The 23,699-nt window shown below is 71.0% G+C and carries 24 protein-coding genes; 16 read left to right on the top strand and 8 right to left on the bottom strand.

The features are described from left to right. Positions 1–66: 66 nt before the first annotated feature. Complete coding sequence (locus VGV06_12215) at positions 67–1,887, bottom strand: aldehyde ferredoxin oxidoreductase family protein (GenBank protein ID HEV2055922.1); 1,821 nt, start codon at positions 1,885–1,887, stop codon at positions 67–69. 59 nt (positions 1,888–1,946) lie between these two features. Here VGV06_12215 and VGV06_12210 point away from each other — a divergent pair, with 59 nt between their 5' ends. After that, positions 1,947–2,075, top strand: coding sequence for a hypothetical protein (locus VGV06_12210; GenBank protein ID HEV2055921.1), 129 nt, complete (start codon positions 1,947–1,949; stop codon positions 2,073–2,075). Further along, entirely contained in the window at positions 2,076–2,477 is a 402-nt protein-coding gene (locus VGV06_12205; protein ID HEV2055920.1) for a peroxiredoxin-like family protein, read from the top strand. 12 nt (positions 2,478–2,489) lie between these two features. Here the strand turns inward: VGV06_12205 and VGV06_12200 are convergent, their stop codons facing one another. Both VGV06_12200 and VGV06_12195 read right to left on the bottom strand, forming a co-directional pair. Next, positions 2,490–5,471 carry a tetratricopeptide repeat protein gene (locus VGV06_12200; protein ID HEV2055919.1) on the bottom strand — a complete coding sequence of 994 codons (2,982 nt, stop codon included), beginning with the start codon at positions 5,469–5,471 and terminating at the stop codon, positions 2,490–2,492. After that, positions 5,468–6,838, bottom strand: coding sequence for a tetratricopeptide repeat protein (locus VGV06_12195; GenBank protein ID HEV2055918.1), 1,371 nt, complete (start codon positions 6,836–6,838; stop codon positions 5,468–5,470). Before VGV06_12195 ends, VGV06_12200 begins: the two co-directional genes overlap by 4 nt. Positions 6,839–7,013: 175 nt before the next feature. Here VGV06_12195 and mgtE point away from each other — a divergent pair, with 175 nt between their 5' ends. From mgtE to murG, 9 genes are all read left to right on the top strand, one after another. Beyond that, positions 7,014–8,360: a magnesium transporter gene (gene mgtE, locus VGV06_12190; protein ID HEV2055917.1), complete on the top strand. Its 1,347-nt coding sequence runs from the start codon at positions 7,014–7,016 to the stop codon at positions 8,358–8,360. 137 nt (positions 8,361–8,497) lie between these two features. After that, positions 8,498–8,704 carry a hypothetical protein gene (locus tag VGV06_12185; GenBank protein HEV2055916.1) on the top strand — a complete coding sequence of 69 codons (207 nt, stop codon included), beginning with the start codon at positions 8,498–8,500 and terminating at the stop codon, positions 8,702–8,704. A gap of 9 nt (positions 8,705–8,713) precedes the next feature. After that, on the top strand, positions 8,714–9,784 hold the full coding sequence (locus tag VGV06_12180; protein ID HEV2055915.1) for a GntR family transcriptional regulator: 1,071 nt from the start codon (positions 8,714–8,716) through the stop codon (positions 9,782–9,784). 4 nt (positions 9,785–9,788) lie between these two features. Further along, positions 9,789–10,424 (top strand): HAD family hydrolase, encoded by a 636-nt coding sequence (locus tag VGV06_12175; protein HEV2055914.1) that lies wholly within the window; start codon positions 9,789–9,791, stop codon positions 10,422–10,424. A 76-nt stretch (positions 10,425–10,500) separates the two neighbouring features. Beyond that, positions 10,501–11,823 (top strand): replication-associated recombination protein A, encoded by a 1,323-nt coding sequence (locus VGV06_12170; GenBank protein HEV2055913.1) that lies wholly within the window; start codon positions 10,501–10,503, stop codon positions 11,821–11,823. After that, positions 11,820–13,118, top strand: a complete 1,299-nt coding sequence (locus tag VGV06_12165; protein HEV2055912.1) for an MFS transporter — start codon at positions 11,820–11,822, stop codon at positions 13,116–13,118. Before VGV06_12170 ends, VGV06_12165 begins: the two co-directional genes overlap by 4 nt. A gap of 9 nt (positions 13,119–13,127) precedes the next feature. Next, positions 13,128–14,237: a D-alanine--D-alanine ligase family protein gene (locus tag VGV06_12160; GenBank protein HEV2055911.1), complete on the top strand. Its 1,110-nt coding sequence runs from the start codon at positions 13,128–13,130 to the stop codon at positions 14,235–14,237. A gap of 194 nt (positions 14,238–14,431) precedes the next feature. Continuing rightward, positions 14,432–14,746, top strand: coding sequence for a hypothetical protein (locus VGV06_12155; protein HEV2055910.1), 315 nt, complete (start codon positions 14,432–14,434; stop codon positions 14,744–14,746). 22 nt (positions 14,747–14,768) lie between these two features. Further along, positions 14,769–15,890 carry an undecaprenyldiphospho-muramoylpentapeptide beta-N-acetylglucosaminyltransferase gene (murG, locus tag VGV06_12150; GenBank protein HEV2055909.1) on the top strand — a complete coding sequence of 374 codons (1,122 nt, stop codon included), beginning with the start codon at positions 14,769–14,771 and terminating at the stop codon, positions 15,888–15,890. Here murG and VGV06_12145 read toward each other — a convergent pair. Next, positions 15,865–16,530: a hypothetical protein gene (locus tag VGV06_12145; protein HEV2055908.1), complete on the bottom strand. Its 666-nt coding sequence runs from the start codon at positions 16,528–16,530 to the stop codon at positions 15,865–15,867. The two genes, murG and VGV06_12145, sit on opposite strands and share 26 nt — an antisense overlap. Positions 16,531–16,541: 11 nt before the next feature. Here VGV06_12145 and VGV06_12140 point away from each other — a divergent pair, with 11 nt between their 5' ends. Next, positions 16,542–17,525, top strand: a complete 984-nt coding sequence (locus tag VGV06_12140) for an ABC transporter substrate-binding protein (protein HEV2055907.1) — start codon at positions 16,542–16,544, stop codon at positions 17,523–17,525. Here VGV06_12140 and VGV06_12135 read toward each other — a convergent pair. The 3 genes from VGV06_12135 to speD are packed head-to-tail and all read right to left on the bottom strand — an operon-like array spanning position 17,522 to position 19,481. Further along, positions 17,522–18,103: a Maf family protein gene (locus VGV06_12135; GenBank protein ID HEV2055906.1), complete on the bottom strand. Its 582-nt coding sequence runs from the start codon at positions 18,101–18,103 to the stop codon at positions 17,522–17,524. The two genes, VGV06_12140 and VGV06_12135, sit on opposite strands and share 4 nt — an antisense overlap. Next, positions 18,100–19,020, bottom strand: coding sequence for a polyamine aminopropyltransferase (speE, locus tag VGV06_12130; protein ID HEV2055905.1), 921 nt, complete (start codon positions 19,018–19,020; stop codon positions 18,100–18,102). The genes VGV06_12135 and speE overlap by 4 nt, the downstream gene beginning before the upstream one ends. Before the next feature lie 2 nt (positions 19,021–19,022). Next, positions 19,023–19,481 (bottom strand): adenosylmethionine decarboxylase, encoded by a 459-nt coding sequence (gene speD, locus VGV06_12125; GenBank protein HEV2055904.1) that lies wholly within the window; start codon positions 19,479–19,481, stop codon positions 19,023–19,025. A gap of 315 nt (positions 19,482–19,796) precedes the next feature. On the opposite strand from speD, the gene VGV06_12120 reads away from it, so the two are divergent. The 4 genes from VGV06_12120 to VGV06_12105 all read left to right on the top strand — a co-directional run bounded on the left by VGV06_12120 (position 19,797) and on the right by VGV06_12105 (position 23,227). Further along, positions 19,797–20,279: an arginine decarboxylase, pyruvoyl-dependent gene (locus VGV06_12120; protein HEV2055903.1), complete on the top strand. Its 483-nt coding sequence runs from the start codon at positions 19,797–19,799 to the stop codon at positions 20,277–20,279. Between the two features lie 126 nt (positions 20,280–20,405). Beyond that, entirely contained in the window at positions 20,406–21,263 is an 858-nt protein-coding gene (gene speB, locus VGV06_12115; protein ID HEV2055902.1) for an agmatinase, read from the top strand. A gap of 4 nt (positions 21,264–21,267) precedes the next feature. After that, positions 21,268–22,041, top strand: a complete 774-nt coding sequence (locus VGV06_12110) for a class I SAM-dependent methyltransferase (protein HEV2055901.1) — start codon at positions 21,268–21,270, stop codon at positions 22,039–22,041. A gap of 25 nt (positions 22,042–22,066) precedes the next feature. After that, positions 22,067–23,227: a class I SAM-dependent rRNA methyltransferase gene (locus VGV06_12105; GenBank protein HEV2055900.1), complete on the top strand. Its 1,161-nt coding sequence runs from the start codon at positions 22,067–22,069 to the stop codon at positions 23,225–23,227. Positions 23,228–23,368: 141 nt separating this feature from the next. Here the strand turns inward: VGV06_12105 and VGV06_12100 are convergent. Then, positions 23,369–23,699: copper resistance protein (locus VGV06_12100; protein ID HEV2055899.1), on the bottom strand; the 331-nt coding region annotated here is incomplete at its 5' end.

Here is a 23,699-nt window from a genome sequence, read left to right as displayed (position 1 = left end):
CGCCCTCCCCTCTCCCCCACTGGGGGAGAGGGAGGTGAAGGCCCGCTCCGCATTGGGGAGAGGACGTCACGCGAGGCCGAGAGAGGCTAGGCGCTCCTTCGTCGGCACGCCGTCCGTGTCCCAGCCGCGGAGCGCGTAGTAACGGCCGAGCATGGCCGACAGCTCCTCGGGCGGGCAGTACATGCCGGCCGAGGGGCCGTCGGGGATGGGTTCGTGCATCACGCGCCAGGGCAGCACGTCGTCCTTGCGCCGAACGCCCTCGCGCACGTTGAAGAGGCGCTCGAGGTTGATCACGCGCTCGCCCACGCGCTCAAGCTCCTCCACGCCCATGTCCCAGCCGGTGACGGCGCGCACCATGCGCGCGTAGGGCTCTTCCACGAAGAGCCCGAAGCCGCGCTCGGACGTGAAGCGGCAGAGCACGAGCGAGTCGTCCACGGCCGTGAAGTGCTGGCTGCGCACGGCGAACTCGGGCTTGCCCTCCGTTCCGCGCCGATCGTAGCCCTGGGCGTACTGCGGCGTCGGCCGCGTGTCGTGGTGGCTGCCGCCGCGCGTCGCCGTCGCGTAGCCGATGGACATGCCCTTGAGCGCGCGCGCCGAGTGCGCGGGCAGCTCGAGCCGCTTGACGGCGTAGACGGTCTTGGTCGCCTCGGGATGGACGGACTCGGCCAATCGCCAGCCACCCTCGGCAAGGCGGTCGCCGAAGCCCTCGCGCGCCGCCGTCAACTCGATGAGGCGCAGCATGCCGCGCCAGTCGCCCCAGCCGAACGGCACCCCGATCTCGTCCGGCGTGAGCCAGCCGCGCTCGAGCGCCTCGGCCACGAAGGACAGCGTCACGCCCATGGTGATGGTGTCCATGCCCAAGAGATCGCAGAGGTCGTTCGCCTTCGCGAGCGAACCCGCGTGCGCGTTGCCTAACATGGACCCGAAGGCGAAGATGGTCTCGTACTCGGGCATCTTGGCCTTGAGGCCGCTGAGCTCGCCGTCGCGGATCTCGTACTGCTTGCCGCAGGCGACAGGGCACTTGAGGCACGTGGTATCGCGGTCGTGGTAGCGAGCGTGCATCTCCTCGCCCGAGATTGCCAGGGCCTCGGCGAAGGTCTCCTGGCGCAGGTTGTAGGATCCCAGCGCCCCCAGCGTGTTGATCGGCTTGACGAGGAAGGACGTGCCGTACGTCGAGAGCGCCTTGGTGCCCGTCGTGAGCGGCTCCCGCTTCTCCTCGAGCAATGCCTTGAGGGCCGCTGGATCGGCGATCCCGGTCTTGAGCCCGCCCGTGACGACCACGGCCTTGACGCGCTTGGCGCCGAGCACGGCGCCGATGCCGCCGCGTCCCGCCACGCCCTCGCGGTTCTTCCAGTACGTCGCGAGACAGGCGAAGCGCACCCGGCGCTCCCCCGCGGGGCCGATCGCCATCACGTCCGTCTCGGCGCCTTCGACGGCCTGGATGGCGTGCACGGTATCGCGGGTCGTCTGCCCCCAGAGGCCGGCCGCCGGCTTCACCTCGACCCCCGCCTCCCCTACCTTTAAATAGACGGGCGCGGCCGCCTGTCCCGTGATGACGATGGCGTCGAAGCCCGTGCGCTTCATGGTCGCGGGCCAGCGTCCCCCGAAGGTCGAATCGAAAAAGAGACCGGTCAGCGGCGACTTGGAGGCGACGCAGGCGCGGCTGTTGCCCGGCACCGTCGTGTCGGTGATCGGTCCCACGGCGAAGACAACCGCGTTGGCCGGGTCGTAGGGGTCCGTCCCAACGGGCACGTGATCGAGCAGGAGCCGCGCGGCGAGCCCGTTGCCGCCGAGGAGCGCCCGCGCGGTCTCCTCGCCCAAGGCCTCGACGCGGCTCGTGCCGCGCGTGACGTCGACGAAGAGAATGCGTCCCCCGTAGCCCTTCATAAAGTGGCGCCCATTGTACTCGTCGGGCAGGCCCCCGCGGAAGCGGGTAGAGTCGCGCCATGTCCGACACCGTGGCATCGCGGCTCGCGCGCCTCACGGTCCTCGACGCCGAGGGTCGCGCCGTCACGCTCGGCGGCTCCTGGGCCGACCGGCAGGCCGTCCTCGCCTTCGTCCGCCACTTCGGCTGAATCTTCTGCCGTCAGCAGGTCGCTGACCTGGCCGCCGCGCAGCCCGGGATCGAGCGACGGGGCGCCGCGCTCGTCGTCGTCGGGCCGGGCAGGCCCGAGCACCTGAAGGGTTTCCGTGAAGTCACGGGCTACGCGGGCCCGCTCTACGCGGACCCGTCGCTCCAGACCTTCCGCGCGGCGGGCCTCGCCTATGGCTGGGGCAGGACCTTCCATCCCGGGAGCTTCTTGAAGGGTCTGCGGGCCATTGCGAAGGGCTTCAGGCAGGGAGCGCGGCGGGGCAATCCGGTGCAGCAGGGCGGCGTCTTCGTGCTGGGGCCGGCGGATCGCGTGCGCTACGAATGGCGCGACCGCTTCGCGGGCGACCACGCGCCGATGTCCGACGTCGTGGCCGCCTTGGGTTAGCCCCAATTGGGGCTAGTTCACCCCGAGGGCTCGCAGTCCCTTCTTCGCGGCGTCGGCCACGTCAGGCTCGACGCTTTTCCCCGCCAGCAGCTTCTTGTATACGATGATCGCCGAGTCGGGCTGCTTGAGCGCGGTGAAGGACTGCCCGGCGCCGAGGAGCGCGCGGCGCGCGAGCGGCGTGTCGGGCGCGACGTAGGCCGCCGTCATGTACGAGTCGACGGCCTGCTGGTGACGGCCCGCGCCCCGGAGCCCCTCGCCCAAGCGGTATGCGGCCTCGACGGCCACGGCCGCATCCCCCGCCGCCACCGCGCGCTCGAGGAGCGGCCGCGCCTCGTCCCAGTTGCCCGCGAGCAGGAGCACGCGGGCATTGCCGAGGAGCGCCGCGCCCTCGAAAGCGGGGTACTCGCGCCCCACGCGCTTGTAGACGTCGAGCGCCGAGGCCCCGTCGCCGCGGGCCTCGTGGGTGCGGCCGAGCAGTATGAGCGCGCGCGGCAGCTCAGGGTCCCTTGGCGAGGCGTCGATGATCTCCTGGAGCTTCGCGGAGGCCTCGGCGAGCGCGCCCGTCCTGTAGAGCGCCTCGGCGTAGTCGAGGCGCGCCTCGCGCCCGGTCTTGTAGCCGGGGTAGCGCTCGGTCAGCAGCTGGAAGGTCTCGCTCGCCAGCGGCCATTCGCCGCCGCGCCCGGCCGCCGTGCCTACGAGCGACAGCGCCGCCGGCGCGGCATCGGTCGTCGGGAATTCGCCGACCGTGCGCATCGCCAGCGTGCGCGCGTCCTTCCATCGTCCCTCCTCGGCCGCCAGCGCCGCCGCGGCCGCGAGCACGTTGGGCGTGTTGGCCGGGTCGGGCGGCCGAGCGAGCAGCGCCTGGGCGAATCGCTTGAACTCGTCGGTCTTGCCCTGGTTCCACAGCACGGCGGCGATGCCGTACTCGGCCGAGGCCGCGACGGCGCCCGCCCCCGTGTCGCGCGCCTCGACGAATTCCCGCTCGGCTTCGTCCCACTGCCCGCGATCGAAGGCGACGCGCCCGAGCCCCAGGTTCGCCGAAGCGCCCTCGCCCTGCCCCTGCGCACTCTTGAACTCGCGCGCGGCCTCCGCCCCCTTGCCGTCCGTCACGAGGACCACGCCGCGCGCGAGCCGCATCCGACCCGTGTAGGGAGACAGCGGCGCGCGGCGGATCAGCTCCGTGAGATCGCCGAGAGCGCTCGAGGCCCGGCCGGCGCGGATGGCGAGAATCGAGCGGTTGAGCCGCGCGATGTCCGCGTACTCGCCTTCCGGGTAGCGCGTGACGAGCCCGTCGAGGAGCGCGCGGGCGCCCACGGTGTCGCCCGAGCGCGCCGCGAGCTCCGCCGCCAGGAGGAGCGCGGCGGGCGCCCGCGGATCGGCGCGGTTGATCGTGGCGAAGCGCGTCCAGGTGTCGCGCGCCGCCTCGAAACGCCCGCGACGGAACTCCGCCCAGCCGAGCGCCAGCATGACCGAGGGCGCCTGCGGCGAGGTCGGGAACTCGGCGAGGAACCGGCTGTAGCGCGCCGCGGCCTCGTCCCAGGCGCGACCGGCGTAGGCGGCCTCGCCGGCGAGCGCGAGGGCCGCGCCGCGGAGCTCGGCCGACAGCGGCTCGTTGAGGAGCGCGTCGATGCGCGTCCGCGCCTGGGCGATCTCGCGGCTCTCGAGATCCATCTGCGCAAGGCGCAGCCCCGCGAACCAGCCGAGCGCCGGCGCCCCGGGACGCGCCAGGACCAGCTCGAAGCGGCCGTGGGCCTCCGACATCTGGCCGGCGTCGCGTTCGACCTCGCCGGCCAGCAGGAGGACGTAGGCGCGGGTGGCGGGCTCGAGGGTGCGTCCGAGAAGCTCCTGCTCGAGCGCCCGCGCGTCATCGGCGCGGCGCTTTTCCGTCGCCCAACGATCCACTGCCAGGAGCACAGGCAGGCCGAGCGCGCCCGTCTTGTCGGCGGCGTCGAGGGTGCGCGCTTCGTCGAGGGCGGCCGCGTAGTCGTCGAGGTCGAGGAGGGCCAGCACGAGCCCGGCCCTCGCCCAGAGGATCTCGGGCAGCTTCGGATAGGCCGACATCGCCCCGCGGTAGGTCTGCACGGCCGCGAGCGGCTCACCTGCCGCCCGGCTCCACCAGGCCAAGCGCAGGAGCCCCGTGTCGATCAGGAGGCGCGGGCCGCCGCCGGTAAAGGTCTTGAGCCGCGCGACGGCGTCCTTGTACTCGCCGAGCCGCCCCAGCGTGTCGCCGAGCCAGAAAGGCGCCTCGCCCGCCACCGGCACGGGTAGCGTTTGGCCGAGAAGCCGGGTCCAGACCTCGCGCGCTTCGGCATAGCGCCCGAGACCGTAAAGCGCCACGGCGCGGCCGTGCTGAGCCCAAGGCACGAGTGCGGGCGAAGGGCCGACCTTGACGAGCGCGTCCAGCGTCGCGAGCGCGCGCGCCGGATCGCCCGCCATCAGCGACAGCCAGCCATACTTGAGCGCGGCGTGAAAGCCCACGTCCGAGCGCGGGTCGGCGTGGACCACGAGAAGCATCGCTTGCGCCGCCTGGTCGGGCCGGCCGAGCCGGATCAGGGTCTCGCCCAGCCAGTAGCGCGCTTCTCGAAGCAGGGCGGCGTCGGAGGCGCGCTTGACGGCGCCGTCGAGCGCTTCGCGCGCGTCCTCGTACTCGCCGCGCTGGAAGCGCGCGCGGCCGCATTCGACGAGCTCGGAGACGACGCCGAGCACGGTGCCGAGCGGGTTGCACGCGAGGAAGCGCGGCGGCGGCGCGGCCGCCACGGGCTGGACCGCGAGGTCGGTCTCCACGCGGGCCCGCGGCAGCGGCGGCACCGGTTGGGGCGAGGGCGGATACGCCGCGAGCGAGCCAGGAAGCGCCGGCTTGTCCAGCGCCGGCGAGACCAGCGGCAGGACCTGGGCCAGGTCGGGCGGCGGCATCTTGAACTGCGGCTCGGCGGCGGCGGCAGGAGGCGCAGCGGACAGCAGCAGGATCGCGATCGAGAGGAGCGCGCGGGTCATCGCTTCTTGTCCGCCCTGGGCGCCGGCTTGAGGTTGGCGGCGATGGCCGCGCGGCGCGTCTTGGCCCACGTGGCCAGCGTCTTGTCCGGGCTCCTCTCGGCGACCTCCTCGTAGTACTTCGCGGCCTGCGCCCACTGCTTCTGGTCCTCCTGGGCAAGCCCGCTGCCTGCCAGCGCGCGAAAATGCAGCGCCGGCTCGAGCCCGGGCGTGTCCGCCGCGGCCTGGAAGGCGGGGAGCGCCTGGGCGGGGTGCCGGAGCTTCATCTCGCTCTCGCCGACGACGAGGAGCGCCTCGCCCCGCACGGCATCCTCGGGGCTCTTGGAGGCGGCGCGCCCCAGCGCCGCGGCGTCCTTGAAGTTCTTCTTGCCGAACGCCGCCTGAGCCTGCTCCAGCGAGGCGCGGGCGGTCAAGACGTGCTCCGGGAATTCTTTCCTGAGCCGCGCCCACGCGGCGTCTGCGTCGCGTGGGCGGTCGAGGGCCGCCGCGATGGCGCCCGCGTCGTAGAGGCCTTCGGGCGCCGGAGGCTTCTGGGCGAGGAGCGCCGCGTACTCTTCGGCGAGCTCCTTCTTCTTGCCGGCCTTGATCTGGGTGTCAAGCGCCACGCGGCGCGCGGCGGGCGCCAGCTCGTGCCCCGGGTTGGCCCGCGCGAAGGCTCGGAGCTCGGCCACGCCCTTGTCCATGTCGCCCGCCGCCAGCCGGGCGCGGGCCAGGTAGTAGCGCGCCTCCGGCGCCAGCCGGTGCTCCGGGTACTTGGTCGGGAACGGCTCGAGCACGACGATAGCCTCGTCAGCGCGCTTCATTTCGATGAGGGCGCGGGCGAGCTGGATCGCGGCCGAGGGCGTCGCCGAGTGATCCGGGAATTCCATAACAAGCCGACCGAAGTCGAGCGCCGCCGCGTCGCGCCGCTTGAGCTCGAGGTCGGCCCAGCCCATCGAGTAGAGGGCGTCGGGGAGGAGCGGCGAGGCGGGCTCGGCCGAGATGACGCGGGCATAGGCCGCGCGCGCGTCGGTGAAGCGCTTCAGCCGGTAGAGCGTCTCAGCCTCCCAGAAGCGCGCCTCCTGAGGCTTGCCGGGAACGGGAGTGAACCCTTCCGTCTTTCGGAAGGCCTCGAGCGCGGCGTCGAGCGACCCCTGGGCGAGCCGGGCCTTGCCCAGAAGGAGGATCGCCTCGCCGGCCCGCTTGTCGCCGGGGAAGCGCTCGAGGAAGCGCTCGAGCGTGCGACGGGAGAGCGCGTAGAGCCCGTCCTCGTAGGACTTCTCGCCTACCAGCATGAGGCGATCGGCCTCTTCGAGGGCCTGCGCGGGGCCGGCGGAGACGGCCACGAGTCCCGCGAGGAGCAAGCCGGAGAACGCGCGGAGGTGCGCCATACGGATACCGTCAGGCTACCACGGCCCCCGGGCACGGCCCTACTCGGCCGCGAGTCTGTAGCCGACGCCCCACTCTGTGAGGGGTATCGCGGCTGCGCCGGCACGACCTCTACTGGTCGTTATTCCGTCGCGGCGACGCGGGCGGCCCGGTACAATCGATTCCGGATATCACATCATGGACACGAACCAGCGCCTGCTGCGCGCAGCCGAAGAGCTGCTCCAGAACCGCGACGACCCTCGCGCGGCGCAGGCGCTCGTCGAAGCCCACGCGGCCGACATCGCCCACGTGCTCCAGCAGCTGCCGCTCGCCGACCGCGCGACGATCTTCCGCTCGCTCCGGCAGGACCAGGCCGGCGACGTCCTGTCCGAGCTCGACGACGCCACGCTGCTCGAGCTGGTGCGCTCCCTGGACGACGTCGAGGTGTCGATGATCCTCGACCGGATGCCGGCGGAGCACGCGGCCGACGTCGTGGACGAGCTCTCGAGCGAGCATGCGGAAAAGATCCTGGACCTCATGGAAGAGGAGAAGTCGGAAGAGATTCAGGACATCCTCGAGTATCCCGAAGACTCGGCGGGGCGCCTCATGTCCCAGGACGTCGTGGCAATCCGCGAGACGCTGACGGTCGAGGAGGCCATCCAGCACATCAGGAAGACCGTCACCGAGGAGCGCCCGTTCGGCGTGTACGCGGTGGACGATCACCAGCACCTCATCGGGCGGGTGCCGCTGCGGCGCCTCCTTCTCGCCGATCCGCGCAGCCTCATCCTCGGCATCCTCCAAGAAGAGGAGGTCGTGAGCGTTAACGCGACGATGGACAAGGAGGAGGTCGCGCGGGTCGTCGCGAAGTACGACCTCGTGACCGTCCCGGTCGTGGACGACCAGAACCGGCTGGTGGGCACCATCACCGTGGACGACGTCATGGACGTGGTCCAGGAGGAAGCATCGGAAGACATCTTCCGCATGGCCGGCTCGGATGCCGCCGAGCTCGAGCGTCGCTCCCCGCGCCAGGTCGCCATGCTGCGCCTGCCATGGGTGCTGCTGACGCTGCTCATCGAGATGCTGGCGGGCGTGGTCATCCACTACTTCGATCAGACCCTCGGCAAGGTCATCCTCCTGGCTTCCTTTATGCCGGTGATCCAGGCGATCTCCGGCAACACGGGCCTCCAGTCGGTAACGATGGTCGTGCGGGGGCTGGCGACCGGACAGGTCCAGCTCAGCCGCTGGTGGGAGCCGCTCTGGCGGCAGATCCAGACGTCCGCAATCCTCGGGGCCGTCTGCGCCGTGGTGGTCGGCTCGATCGGGCTCTTGTGGCACTCCTTCACCTTCGGGTTCGTGGTCGCCACCTCCATGTTCGTCTCGGTCAATCTCTCGGGCTGCGCGGGGACGGCGATCCCCATGCTGTCCAAGCGGCTGGGCTTCGACCCCGCCCTCACGGCCGGCCCGTTCGAGACCGCCTTCCAGGACGTCCTAGGCGTCACGATCTTTCTCTCTCTCGCCACGCTCCTGCTGCGCTGGCTCGTCTAGAGAGCGGGGGTGTTTTCGGGCCCGCCCAGTTGTGTCGCCGGGACTTGCGTTTGGCCTGTTAATAGTGTATCAATGTACCAACACACTATTACGGAGACCGCGAGACGGGCAGTAGGCCCGAAAGGAGGATGAACGTGATGAACTATTACCTGGCCGAGCAGATAGCGAAAGACCGGCTGGCTGAGGCGCGGGCCATGGCAACCCAGGCGAGACTGATGGGATCCATGCGCCCGACCCCCGATCCCCTGCGGGTAGCCCTGGGGCTGGCGCTGATCCGGGTGGGCCGGTCCCTCGCGGGACAGGCTGTCAAGAGCGCCACTGGGCCGCGACGCGCCACGGTCTAGCACCGCCTCATGGCGCGTGAGTCGTCACGCATAGCGCCGCCCTCGGGGCTCCGGGTCAACCGCAAGAGCGCCGTGCCTGTGCACGTGCAGCTCATGACCCAGATCCGCCACCTGATCTCGACGGGCGCGTTCAAGCCGGGGATGCAGCTGCCCACTGTGCGCCAGCTGGCGGGCTTCCTCCGCATCAATCCCAACACGGTCGCCCGCGCCCTCGCCGACCTCGAGCGCGACGGCTATGTCGAGGGGCAGCAGGGACGCGGCACCTTCGTGGCCGACCGCCCGACGCGGGAGGGACGCGCGGCGCGCAGCCTCGAACGCCTGGTCGGCGAGAGCCTCGAGCGCGTGCGGCGGCTCGGCTTCACACAGGACGAATTCCTGGCCGCGCTGGCCTCGAGCGCGCCGGCGGGCCTCCCAGGCAAGGTAGCGCGCCGCCGCGCCATCCTGGTCGAGTGCAACGACGCGGAGCTGGCGCGCTATCGAGACGAGCTCGAGGCGGAGCTGCCGCTGCAGGTGGACCGGATGCTGGTGGACGAGTTCGAGGCGAAAGCCGCCCGTGATCCCGGCTTCCTCAAGGGTTACCGGGCCGTGATCACGACCTTCTTCCACATCCACGAGGTCAAGCGCATCATGCCGCCGGACGGCCCGCCTACCGTGGCCCTGCTGGCCGAGGCGAGCATCAAGACGCTGCTGCGGCTGACCGAGCTGCCCGAGGGCTCCACCGTGGGACTGGTCTGCACGACGGCGACCGGCGGCCAGAACCTCCTGCGCTCCGTCCAGTCGGCGGGGCTCATGCACGTCACACCTGTGCTCGCCTCCACGGACGACACCTGGTCGATGGACCGCATGCTGGAGCGCACGCGCACCGTCGTCTGCTCCGAGCAAGCCGCGGCCCGCATCCGGGAAAGCCTCCCTAAGGACGTCGAGCTGATCGTGGCCGACCGCTCCCTGGACCGCGGCGGCATCGAGCTCCTGCGCGATCTCCTCTACCAGCCCGAACGCGGGCAGCCCGACCGCGGGCAGCCCGAACGCGGGGAGCCCGACCGCGGGCAGTCCGACGGCGGGGCCGCGCACGGCGGCTGAGGCGGTGACGCAGAGCCCTCCCGTCTGCGTCTTCGACCTCGACCACACCCTCGTCAGCTCGCCGCTCGACCTCAAGGCGGTGGGGCGCGAGATGGAAGCCTTCGTGCGCGAGCGGGGCCTGCCCCTGCCCCGGCGCGAGCTGCGCTGGTCGGGAACCGAGCTGTTCGCTTTCGTGCGGGCCGAGGCGCCCGCCCTTGAAGGAGAGATTCTCAAGATTCCCCAACGCCACGAGCGGCGCGCCATGGAGCAGGCGGTGCTGGAGCCCTTCGCCGACGAGGCGCTCCGCGCCATGAAACGCCTGGGCTTCGCCACCGCGATCTGGACCAACAACGACCGCGTGGTCGCCAACTTCGTCCTCGCGCGCTTCGATCTGCTGCCTCACCTGGACCTGGTCGTGACCCGCGACGACGTCACCGCGCTCAAGCCGGATCCCGACGGCCTCCGCGTGGTCCGCCTACGCTGGCCCGCGGCGCCCTACATCGTAATGGTGGGCGACGCCTGGGTGGACGGGCTCGCCGCCCAGGCCGGCGGCATTCCCTTCATCGCCTACCGCGCGGACGCGGCCGAGCTCGACCGCCGCGGCGTCAGCGTCACGGCCCGCATCACCTCGCTCCTCGATCTTCCCGCCGCGCTGGCGTAGCCCACCACTCTCTCAGCCCTCGCCTCACCGCCCGAGACGGGCGTCTCGGCTCGAACTGCGGGCGTATAATTCCGCCGTGGATCTCTTCGATCCCCCGCCGTCCACCCCGCCCGCCGCTCCCGCTCCGCTCGCGGATCGTATCCGGCCGCGCACCCTCGACGAGGTCGTGGGCCAGCAGCACCTGATCGGCCCGGACAAGGTCCTCCGCCGGGCCCTCGAAGAGGGGCAGCTTCACTCCATGATCCTCTGGGGCCCGCCGGGCACCGGCAAGACGACGCTTGCGTCGCTCATGGCGCACGTCGCGGGCGCGCGCTTCGTGCGCTTCTCGGCGGTGCTGGCCGGCGTCAAGGAGATCCGCCAGGTCGTGGCCGAGGCGGAGGCGGACCGGGCGCGCGGCGGCAAGCGCACTATCCTCTTCGTGGACGAGATCCACCGCTTCAACAAGAGCCAGCAGGACGCCTTCCTGCCCCACGTCGAGAAGGGCACGCTCATCCTCATCGGCGCCACCACGGAGAATCCGTCCTTCGAGGTCAACGCCGCGCTCCTCTCACGCTGCCGCGTCTACGTGCTCCAGCCGCTGTCGGAGGACGACATCGTCGCCATCCTCGAGCGCGCGCTGCGCGATCCCGAGCGCGGGCTCGGCGGGACGTCCGCCGCCGCCGAGCAGGACGCGCTGAAGCTGATCGCGCGCCTCTCGGACGGCGACGCGCGAGGCGCGCTGAATATCCTCGAGCTGGCGGTGACGCTCCACGCGGGCGCGGTGACGGAGGGCGCGATCCGCGACGCCGTCCAGAAGAAGGCGCTCCTCTACGACAAGTCGGGCGAGGAGCATTACAACCTGATCTCCGCCCTGCACAAGTCGCTGCGCGACTCCGACCCCGACGGCGCGCTCTACTGGCTCGGGCGCATGCTGGAGGCCGGCGAGGACGCGCTCTACGTCGCGCGGCGCCTCGTGCGCTTCGCCTCCGAGGACGTGGGCAACGCGGACCCGCAGGCGCTGCGCCTGGCGCTCGACGCCAAGGAGGCCTATCACTTCCTGGGCTCGCCTGAGGGCGACCTCGCGCTGGCGCAGGCGGCCTGCTACCTGGCGCTCGCGCCCAAGTCGAACGCGGTCTACGCCGCGTGGAACCAGGTCCGCCAGGACATCCAGGACAAGCCCGCCGAGCCCGTGCCGCTCCACCTCCGCAACGCCCCGACCGGGCTCATGGCGAACCAGGGATACGGCAAGGGCTACCAGTACGCGCACGACGCAGCGGAGGCGCGCGTGAGCCAGGAGCATCTTCCCGAGGCCCTGCGCGGCCGCGTCTACTACCGCCCCGTGGATCGCGGGCTCGAGAAGGAGTTGGCAGCGCGCCTCGAGGCGTGGAGGAAGTGGCGGGAGCACCAGGGCCTCCGGTGAGCGCCCGCGGCCGGGTTGCCTACAGCGACCGCGCCTGGCTCGCCGCCATCTGCGCCTCAGAGCTCGGGACACTGCTGGTCTTCTCCAACTTCTCGGCGCTCCTGCCCATCCTCCAGGAGGACTGGGGGCTCAGCAACAGCGAGGCAGGGCTGATCGTCTCCTTCTACCAGTTCGGCTATATCGGCGCGGTCATGATCCTCGCGACCCTGACCGACTACATGCCGCCGCGCCGCATCTATCTCTCGAGCGCGTTCTGGACGGCCGCGGCCAGCCTGGCCTTCGCGTTCTGGGCGCAGGGGTTCCTCTCGGCCATCCTCCTGCGCGGCGCCGTCGGGTTCGGGCTCGCCGGCACGTACATGCCGGGCATGCGGATGGTCGCCGAGCGCTTCGCCTCAGGCCGGCGCGGCTTCGCCATGGGCTGCTACATCGGCAGCTTCACCCTTGGCACATCCGTGTCGCTCCTGCTGACGGGCTGGGCCAATGGGCAGTGGGGCTGGCGCTGGGCCTTCACGCTGACGGCGGCGGGGCCGCTCCTGGCAGGGCTGATCGGCTGGCTCGTCCTGCCGCGCGGGATGGCGGCTGCGCCCAAGCACGTCCCGGAGGCCGCGAAGCCAGGCGCCGCCAGCATCAACCCAGGCGCCGCCAGCATCAACAAGGACCGGCTGGGCCCGGTGCTCAAGAACCGCCCCGCCATGCGGCTCATCACGGCCTACGGTGCGCACGCCTTCGAGCTCATGGGCATGCGCGGCTGGATCGTCCCCTTCTTCACCGCGAGCCTCGTCGCCTCCGGAACGGCCCTGGCCGAGGCCAACCAGCGGGCCGCGCTCGCGGCCTCGGCCGTGCTGGCCATCGGCGCCCTGCCCCATCCCTTCACGGGCCTGGTCTCCGATCGCTTCGGCCGCGCGCGGCCCATCAGCGTGCTCATGCTGCTCTCGGCGGCGTGCTCGTTCGCGATCGGCTGGGGCCTCGCCTGGCCCTTCCCCGCCCTCGTCGCGCTCGGGCTCCTCTACGGCGTGCTCATCACGTCCGAGTCGGCCATCGTCTCGACGGGCATCGCCGATGCGGCCGAGTCCACCTATCTCGGGCGAACCATGGCGCTCCAGTCCACGGTAGGCTTCACGGCCGGCGCGCTGTCACCATGGGCCGTGGGACTCGTGCTCGACTGGGCGCCGCGCTGGGGCGCCTCGGCCGAGTCCAAGTGGATCTGGGGCTTCGGGCTCCTCGGCGCCGTGGCGCTCCTGGGGCCGCTCACCGTGCGCTTCAAGGAGTTCACGCGCAGGCCCCGGCAGGTTTAGAGTAAGGCGATGGCGAAGAAGCTCCGCGTGGGCGTGGTCTTCGGCGGCGAATCGGGCGAGCACGAGGTGTCGCTCGCCGGCGCGGCGTCCGTGATGACCGCCATGGACCGCGAGCGCTTCGAGCCGGTGCCGATCGGCATCACGCGCGAGGGGCGCTGGCTCGTGGGCGGCGACCCGCTACGGGCGCTCTCCCAGGAGGCCGCGGGCAAGGCGCTCGGCGAGGGCGGGGCGGATGCGTCGGTCAAGCAGGAGCTCGCGGTCCGCGCGGGCGACGCGGCGTCCTCGACGGCGCTCCAGCGCGTCGAGTCGAGCGAGGGCCTGCCGCCGGGCCTCCGTGAACGGCTCGACGTGGTCTGGATCATGCTCCACGGCCCCCGCGGCGAGGACGGCACGATCCAGGGCCTGCTCGAGCTGGCGGGGCTGCCGTACGTGGGCGCGGCCGTGCTCGCCTCCGCGATCGGCATGGACAAGGCCGCAATGAAGGACATGTTCCGCGCCCATGGTCTGCCGGTCGTGGACTATCTCGTCGTGAAGCGCCACGAATGGCGGCGCGATCCCGCCGCGGTCGAGCGCGCCGTCGCCGAGGCCATCGGATTCCCCTGCTTCGTCAAACCCGCCAACCTCGGCTCGAGCGTCGGCATCAGCAAGGTCAAGGCGCAGGAGGACCTGGCCGCCGCGCTGGCCCTCGCGGCCGGACACGGCCGCCGCGTGTTGGTCGAGCGCGCCGTGGAGGGGCGAGAGGTCGAGGTCGCCGTGCTGGGCAATGACCAGCCGCAGGCATCCGTCCCGGGACAAGTCTGCTTTGCTCACGAGTGGTACGACTACGAGACCAAGTACGGTGCCGGCCGCACGACCTTCAAGGTGCCGGCGCCCCTGTCCCCCGAGGTGACGGCGCGGGTGCGCGAGCTGGCGATCCGCGCGTTCAAAGCCATCGACTGCGCGGGGCTCGCGCGGGTGGACTTCTTCATCGAGGGGGAGGCGGGCGTGCTCGTCAACGAGATCAACACCCTGCCCGGCTTCACCGCAACGAGCGCCTACCCCAAGCTGTGGGAGGCCTCGGGCATCTCCTACACCGAGCTGATCTCCCGCCTGATCGATCTCGCCCTCGAGCGCCGGTGAGCGCATGCAGCGCGGCTTCGGCCTCATCTCCGTTCTGATCTCTCTCCTGATCGTCAGCGCTCTCACGGGAGTGATCCTCCGGGGCTATTTCCAGGCGACCGTCGGGCCGCTCACGCGGGATCTTTCCGGGCAAAAGCGTCCGTCCGGACCAGGGCGCGCGGCTCGCCGACGCCCAGGGGCCCCTCACCCGCACCATGGTGGTGCTGGCCCACTGCGCGCAAGCCAAGGACTTGGCCGGCCGCTCGTGCTCGTTCGCCGAAGTCACCGGGAACGCCGGGGTCGGACCGACGGGCCTCAGCGCCGACAGACGCTGGCAGATCACCGTCGCACACCTCTGCACGAGCGCCGCGGGGTCCGTACCCGTCGGCCAAGTCTCCGTCGCGGGCGTCGGCGGCAATGCCAAGGGACCCTCCGTCTCCCTCTTCGCCACGCCGGACGGCAACATCACCCGCTGCGACGCCTCGGGCGGCCCGCCGCCGTCGAGCCCGTCCTTGGGCCAGGGCTGCTGATGGGCCAGGGCTGCTGATCGGCGTGCGCGTCGTCATCGCCGGCGGCGGCACCGGCGGGCACACGAGCGCGGGGCTGGCGGTGGCGGCGGTGCTCGTCCGGGACGGCGCCGACGTCCACTGGATTGGCAGCCACGAGGGCGTCGAGGCGCGGCGCGTGCCCGAGGCGGGCCTGCCCTTCCATCCCATCTCGACGGGCAAGCTCCGCCGCTACTGGGACCGCCGCAACGCGAGCGATCTCCTTGTGCGCGTGCCCGCGGGCCTGGTCCAGTCCTGGAGGCTCCTGCGGAGCCTGAGACCCGCGGTTCTTTTCTCCTTGGGCGGCTTCGTCAGCGTGCCGCCCGCGCTCGCGGCCCGCGCTCTCGGCATCCCCATCGTGATCCACGAGCAGACGGCCGTCCCCGGCCTCGCCAACCGCATAACGGCACGCTTCGCCGCCCGGATCGCCTTGTCCTTCGCCCCGTCATCGAAGGGGTCGGGCAGCGGATTCCCGAGGGACCGGGTCGTCCTGACGGGCAATCCCGTGAGAGAGGAAATCCTGGGAGGCAGCCGCGAGGCCGCGCTCGGGCACTTCGGCTTCGACGCGGCCTTGCCGCTCGTCTATGTCACGGGCGGCGCCCAGGGCTCTCACCGGATCAACCGCGTGGTGGGCGAGGCGCTGCCGCGGCTTCTCGCGATCTGCCAGATCCTCCACCAGTGCGGCGACAACGCCGAGACCGGCGATCGCTACTGGCTCCAGGACCGGGCCCGCGCCCTGCCGCCTGCGATCCGGCCGCGCTACGCCGTGAGAACGTATGTCGGCGCCGAGCTCCGCGACGTCTACGCGGCGGCGACGCTGCTCGTGGGGCGCAGCGGGGCGGGCACGGTCATTGAGTGCTGCAATCTCGGCGTGCCGGCCGTCTTCATCCCGCTTCCGGGGGCGAGCGGTGACGAGCAGGCGGCCAACGCCGGGCTCGTGGAGGCCGCGGGGGGCGCCGTGGTCCTTCCGCAGGCCGATCTCACGGCTCAGCGCCTCGTGGACACGCTCACACGCCTCCTGGCGGATCGCGCGGCCCTCGAGGCGATGGGCGCGCGCGCTCGGGCGCTCGCCGTCCCCGACGCCGCCCAACGTCTGGCCCGGCTCATCCGCGAGGTCGCCGCCCCCTGAGGTCGAAGCGCAGCGGGCAGCCCTCGCATCGGGGCCGCGCGCGGCAGTGAGACTTGGCGACGGCCACCAGGAGCGCGTGGAGCTCGTTGAAGAGCGCCGGATCCCTGGGCAGTCGCGCCTCGACGACGCGCCTGAGCTCCTCGTAGCCGATGTCGGCGGGTACCATCCGGTGGCGCGAGAGCACGCGGCGCGTGTAGGCGTCGGCGACGAAGACCGGCCGTCCCAGGGCGTAGAGCAGGATGGCGTCGGCCGTCTCGGGGCCGATGCCAGGCACCGCGAGGAGCTGGGCTCTCAGGCTCTCGAGAGGCGCCCCGCGCAGCCGGTCGAGACGCCCGCCGGCTCGCGCCAGGAAAAAGACCGCGATCGCGCGGAGACGCCGCGCCTTGAGGCGCCAAGTCCCCGCTGGGCGGATGAGCCGCCCGAGCCGCGGCATCGCCAGCCGGGCCAGCCGACGGGGCCCGAGCCTTCGCGCGGCGCGGAGATTGTGTATGGCCCGCTCGACGCCGGTCCAAGCGGTATGCTGGGTGAGGACAGCACCCACGGCGACTTCGAAGCGGTTCCGGGCCGGCCACCAGTCCTGGGGGCCGTAGCGGGCGTGCAGTGCTGTATAGACGCGCAGGAGACGGTGACGCAGGCTCACGGGGAGGCTTGATGACGGCAGCGGGCTTGGGACTCTGGGCCGCGATCACGATCGCTGTGGCGGGACCGGCAACCTCGCCAGAGTACCTGCCGCTCTACGTCGCCCAGTCGGAGGGCTACTTCGCCCAGGAGAAGCTCGAGGTGACGCTCACGACCGAGCGCTCGGAGAGCGACGCCGCGCAGGCGGTGGCGCGGGGCCGCGCCGATATCGCCGCCACCTCGCTCGACGCGGCCTACCGTCTGGGGCATGTCAAGGGCGCCCTGCCGCCGCTGCTCATCGGCCTGACGGCGGCGCCGCCTGTCGCGATCCTCGTTTCTCCGAGCCACAAGGAGACCGTCCGCTCTCCTCGCGATCTGCGCGGCCAGCCCGTGGGCCTGCCCGGCGTCGGCACGCCCGAGCAGGCGATGCTCGCAACCATTCTCGCGCGGGGGGGGGTCAAGATCCACCATGTGCCGCTCAGAAGCTTCTCCAACCGTGCGCTTGCCGGCGCGCTCGAGCAGGGTGAGGTGGCGGCCGCCGTCATGGCCGACCCCTGGGTCACCCGCTTGGTAGACGAGAACGTGGCCACCATCCTTGTCGATCTGCGAACCCGATCCGACGCCGCCCGCTGGCTCGGTGTCGAGACGGTCCACGCGGCCCTTTTCCTCCGTGCCGACGCCGCAGTTGGAGAGCAGGATCTCGTCGCCCTGGCCAAGGCACTCCTCCGCGCAGTGGCCCGGGTCAGCGACACCCCCGCGGAGACGCTCGCCGCCGGCCTCCCGGCGTCGGTGATCGGCCAGCCCGGCGACTTCGCACTGCGCGTGGCCGGCGCGCGGCAGAGCTATCTGCCCCGTGGGCGGGTCACGCAAGACATGCTCAAGGCCAGCCTTCGCCAGGCCCGCGAGCGCACCGAGATGCCCGCCGCGGTCAAGCTGCCCTGGTTCCGGTGGTCTCCCCTGCTCCTCACCGGCCCGCTCGAGCGGGCCACGGTTGCGGGAGAGCCGCCGGCCCGCTAGACGAGCCCCCACCGCTTCAACAGCCGCCGCGTCGTCTCAACCGGCAGGCCGACCACGTTGGTGAAGCAGCCGTCCACGCGGGCCACGAGCCGGGCGCCCTGTCCCTGGATCGCATAGGCGCCGGCCTTGTCGAGCGGCTCGCCGGTCGCCACGTAGGCCGCGATCTCCTCGGCGCTGGCGTCGATCATGGTCACACGCGTCGTCACCGCGAGAGTCTCCTCCCGGCCGGACGGCGCGTCGACGAGGGCGAGGCCGGTGACAACCTCGTGGGTGCGGCCGCTGAGCTCCCGGAGCATGCGGGCGGCGTCGGCTGCATCGCGGGGCTTGCCCAGGTAGCGGCCGTCCAAGACCACCTCGGTGTCTGCACCCAGGACAACCGCCGGGCCGCCCGTCCACTCGCGCGCGACGGCGCGCGCCTTGTCCAGCGCGACGGCAGCCACTGCCGCCGCCGCCGGCCCCGGCGGATGGACCTCGGCGACACGGCTCGGCTGCACGGTGAACGGGATGCCGAGCCCCGCGAGGAGATCCTGACGGCGGGGCGAGGCAGAGGCGAGGACGAGGGCTGGCTTGCTGCTCAGCTGACGATCAGGGGGTTCTTGTCCGTAATGACCCGGTCGTTCTTGGCCAGGGCATTGGTCAGGAACTTGGGCAGGTTGAATGAGTGCAGGTGCGCGGCCCCGTTCCAGTAGCCGAGAGTATCGGGGTTCATTCGCGAAGAAATCAGCCCGTCGATTTCGCGAGCCGTCTGCTTGCGCGGGTCGGTGCCCTTGGAGGCCAGGATGAAGCCCCAGGGAGTCCCGAAGCAGGAGATGAAGCCCTGGTAGGGCGCGACGACCGGGAACACCTCGTGGAGGGTCCGGTTGACTGCGCCGTAGAAGAACAGCTCGTTGATCTTGGTCATGCCCGCCTGCATGGTCATGATCCCGTTGTCCGTCAGCCGGTCGCGGACCAGGGTGTAGAACTCGGTCGTGAAGAGCAGGCAGGCCGGGCCCTCCTCGAGCGGCTCCGGCAAATCCACCACGATCAGGTCGAAGCGCTCCTTGGTCTTCTCGAGGTAGGCTCGGGCGTCCTCGTGGAGCACCCGGGTGCGCGAGTCCTCGAAAGCGCCCTGGTGCATCTCGGGCAGGTGCTTCTTGCACTCCTCGACCACCTCGCCGTCGATGTCCACCATGAGGCAGTCGGTGATGCTCGGATGCCGCAGGATCTCCCTGACCGTGGCGCCCTCGCCCCCGCCGATGACCATGGCGCGGACCGGCTTTGGGTGTGCCAGGAGGCCCGGCTGGACCAGGATCTCGTGGTAGATGAACTCGTCGTGCTGGCTCGACTGGATGCGGCCGTCGAGGACCAGGACCTTGCCGTAGGAATGGGTCTCGAAGATCTCCATGAACTGGAACTTGGTCTGGCGAGTGGCGATGGTGCGGGCGATGGCGTGCATGTGGCCTTCAACCGGCGTGGTGCTCTCGAAGAACCACTTGTACTGCGGGGGACCGCTCATCCTCAGACTGACACCTTCGCGCCTGGCACCTTGGCGCCTGGCACCTTGGCGACTGCCGCCCTGGCGCCGGCCGCCCTGGCGCCGGCCGGCTTGTGGGGCATGGGTGAGGCCTGGAGGAAGATGCCGCGCTGGAGCTCGACGACGGAGGCTCGGGCGGCCCCGAACTGCTCGACCAGGTAGTTGGCCGCCGTCTGGGGCTGGAGCACGTCGCCGCAGGAGAAGATGTCCACCGCGGCGAAGCGGTACTCGGGCCACGTGTGGATGGCGAGGTGCGACTCGGCGATAACGACAACGCCGCTGATGCCGAACGGGTTGAACTCGTGAAAGACGACGTCGACGATGGTGGCCTGGGCGCGCTTCGCCGCCTCCACCATGGACGCCTTCACGGTCTCAAGGCTGTTGAGCGCTTCCGCGTCGCAGTCGAACAGCTCGAGCAGCAGGTGTCGCCCCAGTGCTTGCACTCTCTCCCTCCTCTCCGTTCGTTTCTCGCTCGCGAAAAACCCGCGAATGCGATTTTTCTGAATGTAGGGCCATGCTTTTGGCATTGCAAGGAAAAAATGCCCTCTCCGGAGGCTCTCGGCGAGGCCGAGGCGCCCGCCGCGGGCCCGATCGGCAGTCGTCAAGCGGCGGGATGAGCCGCCGTGGAGCCGCCGCCCGAGCGATCGGAAGCCGCCCGGAGGCCACTTTTCTCTTGCGTTCCACTCCCGACTCGCTAACATGGGCGAAGAAAAAAATTCTGCGGCGTTTCACTTCAACCAAGGAGGCGAGGAGGAGAAATGGGCTGGAAACCGGTGACCAAGGCAGCCACGACGTCCGGAAGCGCTGAGGGTACAACCCCGCTCAACGCCTTCGACAACGCCCTCCTGGCGGCGGGCATCGGCAACATCAACCTCGTGAAGGTCTCCTCGATCCTGCCGCCCGAGGCCACGGTTGTGGACCTGCCCAGGCTCCGGCCCGGCGCGATCGTGCCCACGGCCTACGCCGCCATAACCAGCGAAGTGCCCGGCGAAGTTGTCGCCGCCGCTGTCGGCTGGGCCCGCCCCACCGATCCCAAGGCCAACGGCGTGATCATGGAGTTCCACGACAAGGCCACCCGGGAAGAGGCCGAGCGGGCCATCGTCCATATGCTGAAGGAGTCCTTCACGGTGCGCGGCTGGACGATTCGCGACATGAAGGTCTGCGCCGTGGAGCATCGCGTCGAGCGCACCGGCTGCGCCCTGGCTGCCGTGACGCTGCTCTCCGACGACGACGTCGTCTAGTTTGCGAGGTGCGAGCTGCAGGACGTCGCGGGGCTGGGGCCCCGCCGTCCGAGGCGAGCTACCCGACAGTCCGAGCTGCAGGACGTCGCGGGGCTGGGGCCCCGCCGTCCGAGGCGAGCTACCCACGTGACGCCAGCCGACCCACGCTTCATCGCGTGCCGGGCGCCCTACCCGGACGCCCGCATCGTCCTCTTCGGCATCCCGTTCGAAGGCTCCGTCAACCTCCGCACCGGCGCCGACCACGGCCCCCGGGATCTCAGGATCGCCTCGGACTCCATCGAGACCTACTCGCCCGCCCTCGATCGGGATCTGGAGGACCTCCATATGGCCGACCTGGGCGACTGTGAGCTGGGCGGAGGCGGTCCCCGGGAGCAGCTGGCCAGGGCCCGCGAGGAGGTCCGCGGCTTCTGGCGGCCCGGCCTCCTGCCCGTGATGCTGGGCGGTGACCACACGGCGACGTTGCCCGTCATCGAGGTGCTGGCGCCCGCCATCCCCGATCTCCGCATCCTTCAGCTGGACGCCCATCCGGATTTGAGAGAGGAGTTCCTCGGTGAGCGCTACAACTACGCCTCAGCCATGGCCAGGGTCATGGAGGTGGTCGCGCCCGAGCGGGTCTACCAGGTGGGCATGCGGACGGGCGCCCGGGAGGAGTACCGGCGGAAAGCGCCGCACCTCTACCCGGCGCACGCCATCCACCCGGTCGAGGCCGTCCGAAGCCTCTTGCCCGAGCTCAGCCGGCACCCGCTCTACGTCACGATAGACGTGGACGTGCTCGACCCATCGGAGGCGCCCGGCACGGGCGCGCCCGAGCCGTGCGGGCTCACGGCCAGGGAGCTCGTCGAGATCGTCAGGCTCCTTGAGCCCTGCACCGTCGTGGGCACGGACCTCATGGAAGTGGCGCATGCCTTTGACCCGTCGGGGCGCACGGGCATCACCGCCTCCTGGATTCTCCGCGAGGCGATTCTCACCTGGTGGGGAAAATGAAGCCGTGAGCCAGAAGGGCCGGTACTCGGCGCCGCGCTACTACGAGATCGCGTTCGACATGAACCGGAAGCAGGAGGTGGACTTCCTCGCCCACTGCTTCCGCCGCTATGCGAGGCGCCCCGTGAAGACCGTGCTCGACATCGCCTGCGGCACGGGCCCGCACCTGATCAGGCTCGGCCGGCGCGGCTACCGCATGTCGGGCCTTGACCTGTCGCCCGAGAACATCGCCTTCCTCCGGGAGCGGGCGGCGGAGGAGGGCCTCGACGTAGCTCTCCACGTGGCGGACATGACCCGCTTCACGCTGCCCCGCCCCGTGGACGCCGCCATCTGCATGCAGGACTCGCAAGGGCACCTGCTCACGAACGAGGCAATCCTGGCCCACCTCCGCTGCGTGGCCAAGGCCGTCCGCAAGGGCGGACTCTACGTCTTCGACCGCTACATGTGCTCGTCGTGGACCGACCCGGCGCGGCGCTGGTCCTGGACGAGACAGCGCGGGCGGGCGACGGTGCGCGCGACGTTCGAGGCCCTCAAGGACCTCAACCCGGTGACGCAGACCTTCTACGAGGACATGGAGCTCGAGGCGCACGAGGACGGCCGCCGGCACGTCTACCGCCAGCGTCACGCCTCCCGCATGGTTTTTCCGCAGGAGCTCCGGGCGCTGGTCGCATTGGCCGGAGGCTTTGACCTGGTCGAATGGTTCTACGGCTTCAAGCCCCACCTCAAGCTCGACCGGGCCCACCACCCGCTCCTGATGGTCGTCGTCCTCCGGAAGCAGTAGCGGCGTTCGAGGCGTCGGCACGCCTATGGCCAGGCTCGTTCTCAAGCGCGGCGCCGAGCATCGAGTCAACGCCGGCCACCCCTGGATCTACCGGACGCAGGTCGCCGACCTCAAGGGCTTCTCCGAGGCCGGCCTAGCCGTCGAGGTGCTGGATGCCGGCGGCCGCTACCTCGGCCAGGGCTTCTACAATCCCCGCCCGTCGCTCTGCTGTCGCCTCCTCACGCGGCGTGACGAGGCCATTGACGCTTCGTTCTTCAGGCGCCGACTCGAGGCCGCCTGGGAGTACCGCCGGACGGCAGGCCTGGTCTCCGATGCCTATCGCCTCTGCTGGAGCGAGGCGGACGGGCTGCCCGGTCTCGTGGTGGACCGTTACGGCCCCGTGAGCGTGGTCCAGTGCCTGACGCTGGGGATGTCCAAGGCGGAGGGCTTGATCACCGCGGCCCTGGAGCGGCAGTTTCCCAATGGCAGCATCCACCGGCTCGACGAGCCGACGGCGGCTCGCCTCGAGGGCTTCGACGCCCGCCGGGATCCAGCGGGGCAAGAGCTCGTGGTCACCGAGGGTGACTGCCGCTTCGGCGTCACCCCCGGCGCGGGCCACAAGACCGGCCTCTACCTCGACCAGGCGGAGAACCGCGCCCTCGTAGCTCGGCATGCCGGCGGGCGCCGCGTGCTCGACGCCTTCTGCTTCTCGGGCGGCTTCGCCTGCCACGCGCTTCGGTCGGGCGCGACCCAGGCGCTCCTGCTCGACTCGTCGGCCGACGCGCTCGCGCTGGCGCGCCGGAATCTGGAGCTGAACGGCGCGACGGCCCGGGCGGAGCTGAGGGAGGGCAATGCCTTCGACCTCCTGCGGGCTCTCGAGGCGGCAGGCGAGCGCTTCGGCGTGGTCGTTCTCGATCCCCCGCCCTTCACGCGTCGGAAGGACGCGATCGAGGCGGCGGCGCGCGGCTACAAGGAGATCAACATCCGGGGTCTCAGGCTGCTCGAGCCCGGCGGCGTGCTGGCGACTTTCTCCTGCTCGCACCACATCACGCCGGGGCTCTTCGAGGAGATCTGCCGCGAGGCCGCCGGCGACGCGGGCGTCAACGTCCGCGTCCTCCGGACGCTCTCCCAAAGCCGCGACCACCCCGTCCTACTGACGGTCCCCGAATCCCGCTATCTCACAGGCCTGCTTCTAGAAGTCGTCTGAAGTTTTGCCTGAGGTGGAGGGCGTCGAGAAGGGTCCAGATGCGAGGCGGCGCCCGAGAGCCGTGCGCGAGGCGTAGCCCTGCTACGTTGAGCGCACGGCCGAGGGCGCCAACGAAGCAGATGGGCCCTTATCGGCGGCCGCCTAGCTCTCGCGGTAGAGAAGCAGCAGCACGCCGACCATCGCAAGACCGACTGACCACACTCGCCCGGGCAGCGCGGTTTCTCCAGGCGGGAGGCGCAGCTCGAGCCAGCGCCCCCAGCCCACCAGCATGGCGATCACGCCCAGGGGCGCGTGCGTTACTTCGATCAGGTACTCCGCCTTGATGTTCAGCGAGGCGTGAGAGTGCGTGAGGAGAAGGGCGCCGCCCACCGAGCAGAGGATGGGGAAGACCAGGGCGGCGCGGGGCGAGCGGATACGCCCCGTGCGCACCATCCACTCGAAGGTGCCGAAGCCAAGCACGAGGACGACGAAG

It is taken from the genome of Candidatus Methylomirabilota bacterium (genome assembly GCA_035936835.1).
Classification (GTDB): Bacteria; Methylomirabilota; Methylomirabilia; order Rokubacteriales; family CSP1-6; genus AR37.
Note: the sequence above shows the minus strand (reverse complement) of the source record. Positions and strands in the feature narration are given on the sequence as shown.

What these genes read in the sequence shown, in the direction of transcription:
- VGV06_12200 (HEV2055919.1), bottom strand. Translation starts at nt 5,471, where the DNA reads ATGACCCGCGCGCTCCTCTCGATCGCGATCCTGCTGCTGTCCGCTGCG.
- VGV06_12185 (HEV2055916.1), top strand. Translation starts at nt 8,498, where the DNA reads ATGAACTATTACCTGGCCGAGCAGATAGCGAAAGACCGGCTGGCTGAG.
- VGV06_12140 (HEV2055907.1), top strand. Translation starts at nt 16,542, where the DNA reads ATGACGGCAGCGGGCTTGGGACTCTGGGCCGCGATCACGATCGCTGTG.
- VGV06_12215 (HEV2055922.1), bottom strand. Translation starts at nt 1,887, where the DNA reads ATGAAGGGCTACGGGGGACGCATTCTCTTCGTCGACGTCACGCGCGGC.
- VGV06_12195 (HEV2055918.1), bottom strand. Translation starts at nt 6,838, where the DNA reads ATGGCGCACCTCCGCGCGTTCTCCGGCTTGCTCCTCGCGGGACTCGTG.
- VGV06_12105 (HEV2055900.1), top strand. Translation starts at nt 22,067, where the DNA reads ATGGCCAGGCTCGTTCTCAAGCGCGGCGCCGAGCATCGAGTCAACGCC.
- VGV06_12180 (HEV2055915.1), top strand. Translation starts at nt 8,714, where the DNA reads ATGGCGCGTGAGTCGTCACGCATAGCGCCGCCCTCGGGGCTCCGGGTC.
- mgtE (HEV2055917.1), top strand. Translation starts at nt 7,014, where the DNA reads ATGGACACGAACCAGCGCCTGCTGCGCGCAGCCGAAGAGCTGCTCCAG.
- VGV06_12160 (HEV2055911.1), top strand. Translation starts at nt 13,128, where the DNA reads ATGGCGAAGAAGCTCCGCGTGGGCGTGGTCTTCGGCGGCGAATCGGGC.
- VGV06_12210 (HEV2055921.1), top strand. Translation starts at nt 1,947, where the DNA reads ATGTCCGACACCGTGGCATCGCGGCTCGCGCGCCTCACGGTCCTCGAC.
- VGV06_12120 (HEV2055903.1), top strand. Translation starts at nt 19,797, where the DNA reads ATGGGCTGGAAACCGGTGACCAAGGCAGCCACGACGTCCGGAAGCGCT.
- VGV06_12155 (HEV2055910.1), top strand. Translation starts at nt 14,432, where the DNA reads ATGGTGGTGCTGGCCCACTGCGCGCAAGCCAAGGACTTGGCCGGCCGC.
- speE (HEV2055905.1), bottom strand. Translation starts at nt 19,020, where the DNA reads ATGAGCGGTCCCCCGCAGTACAAGTGGTTCTTCGAGAGCACCACGCCG.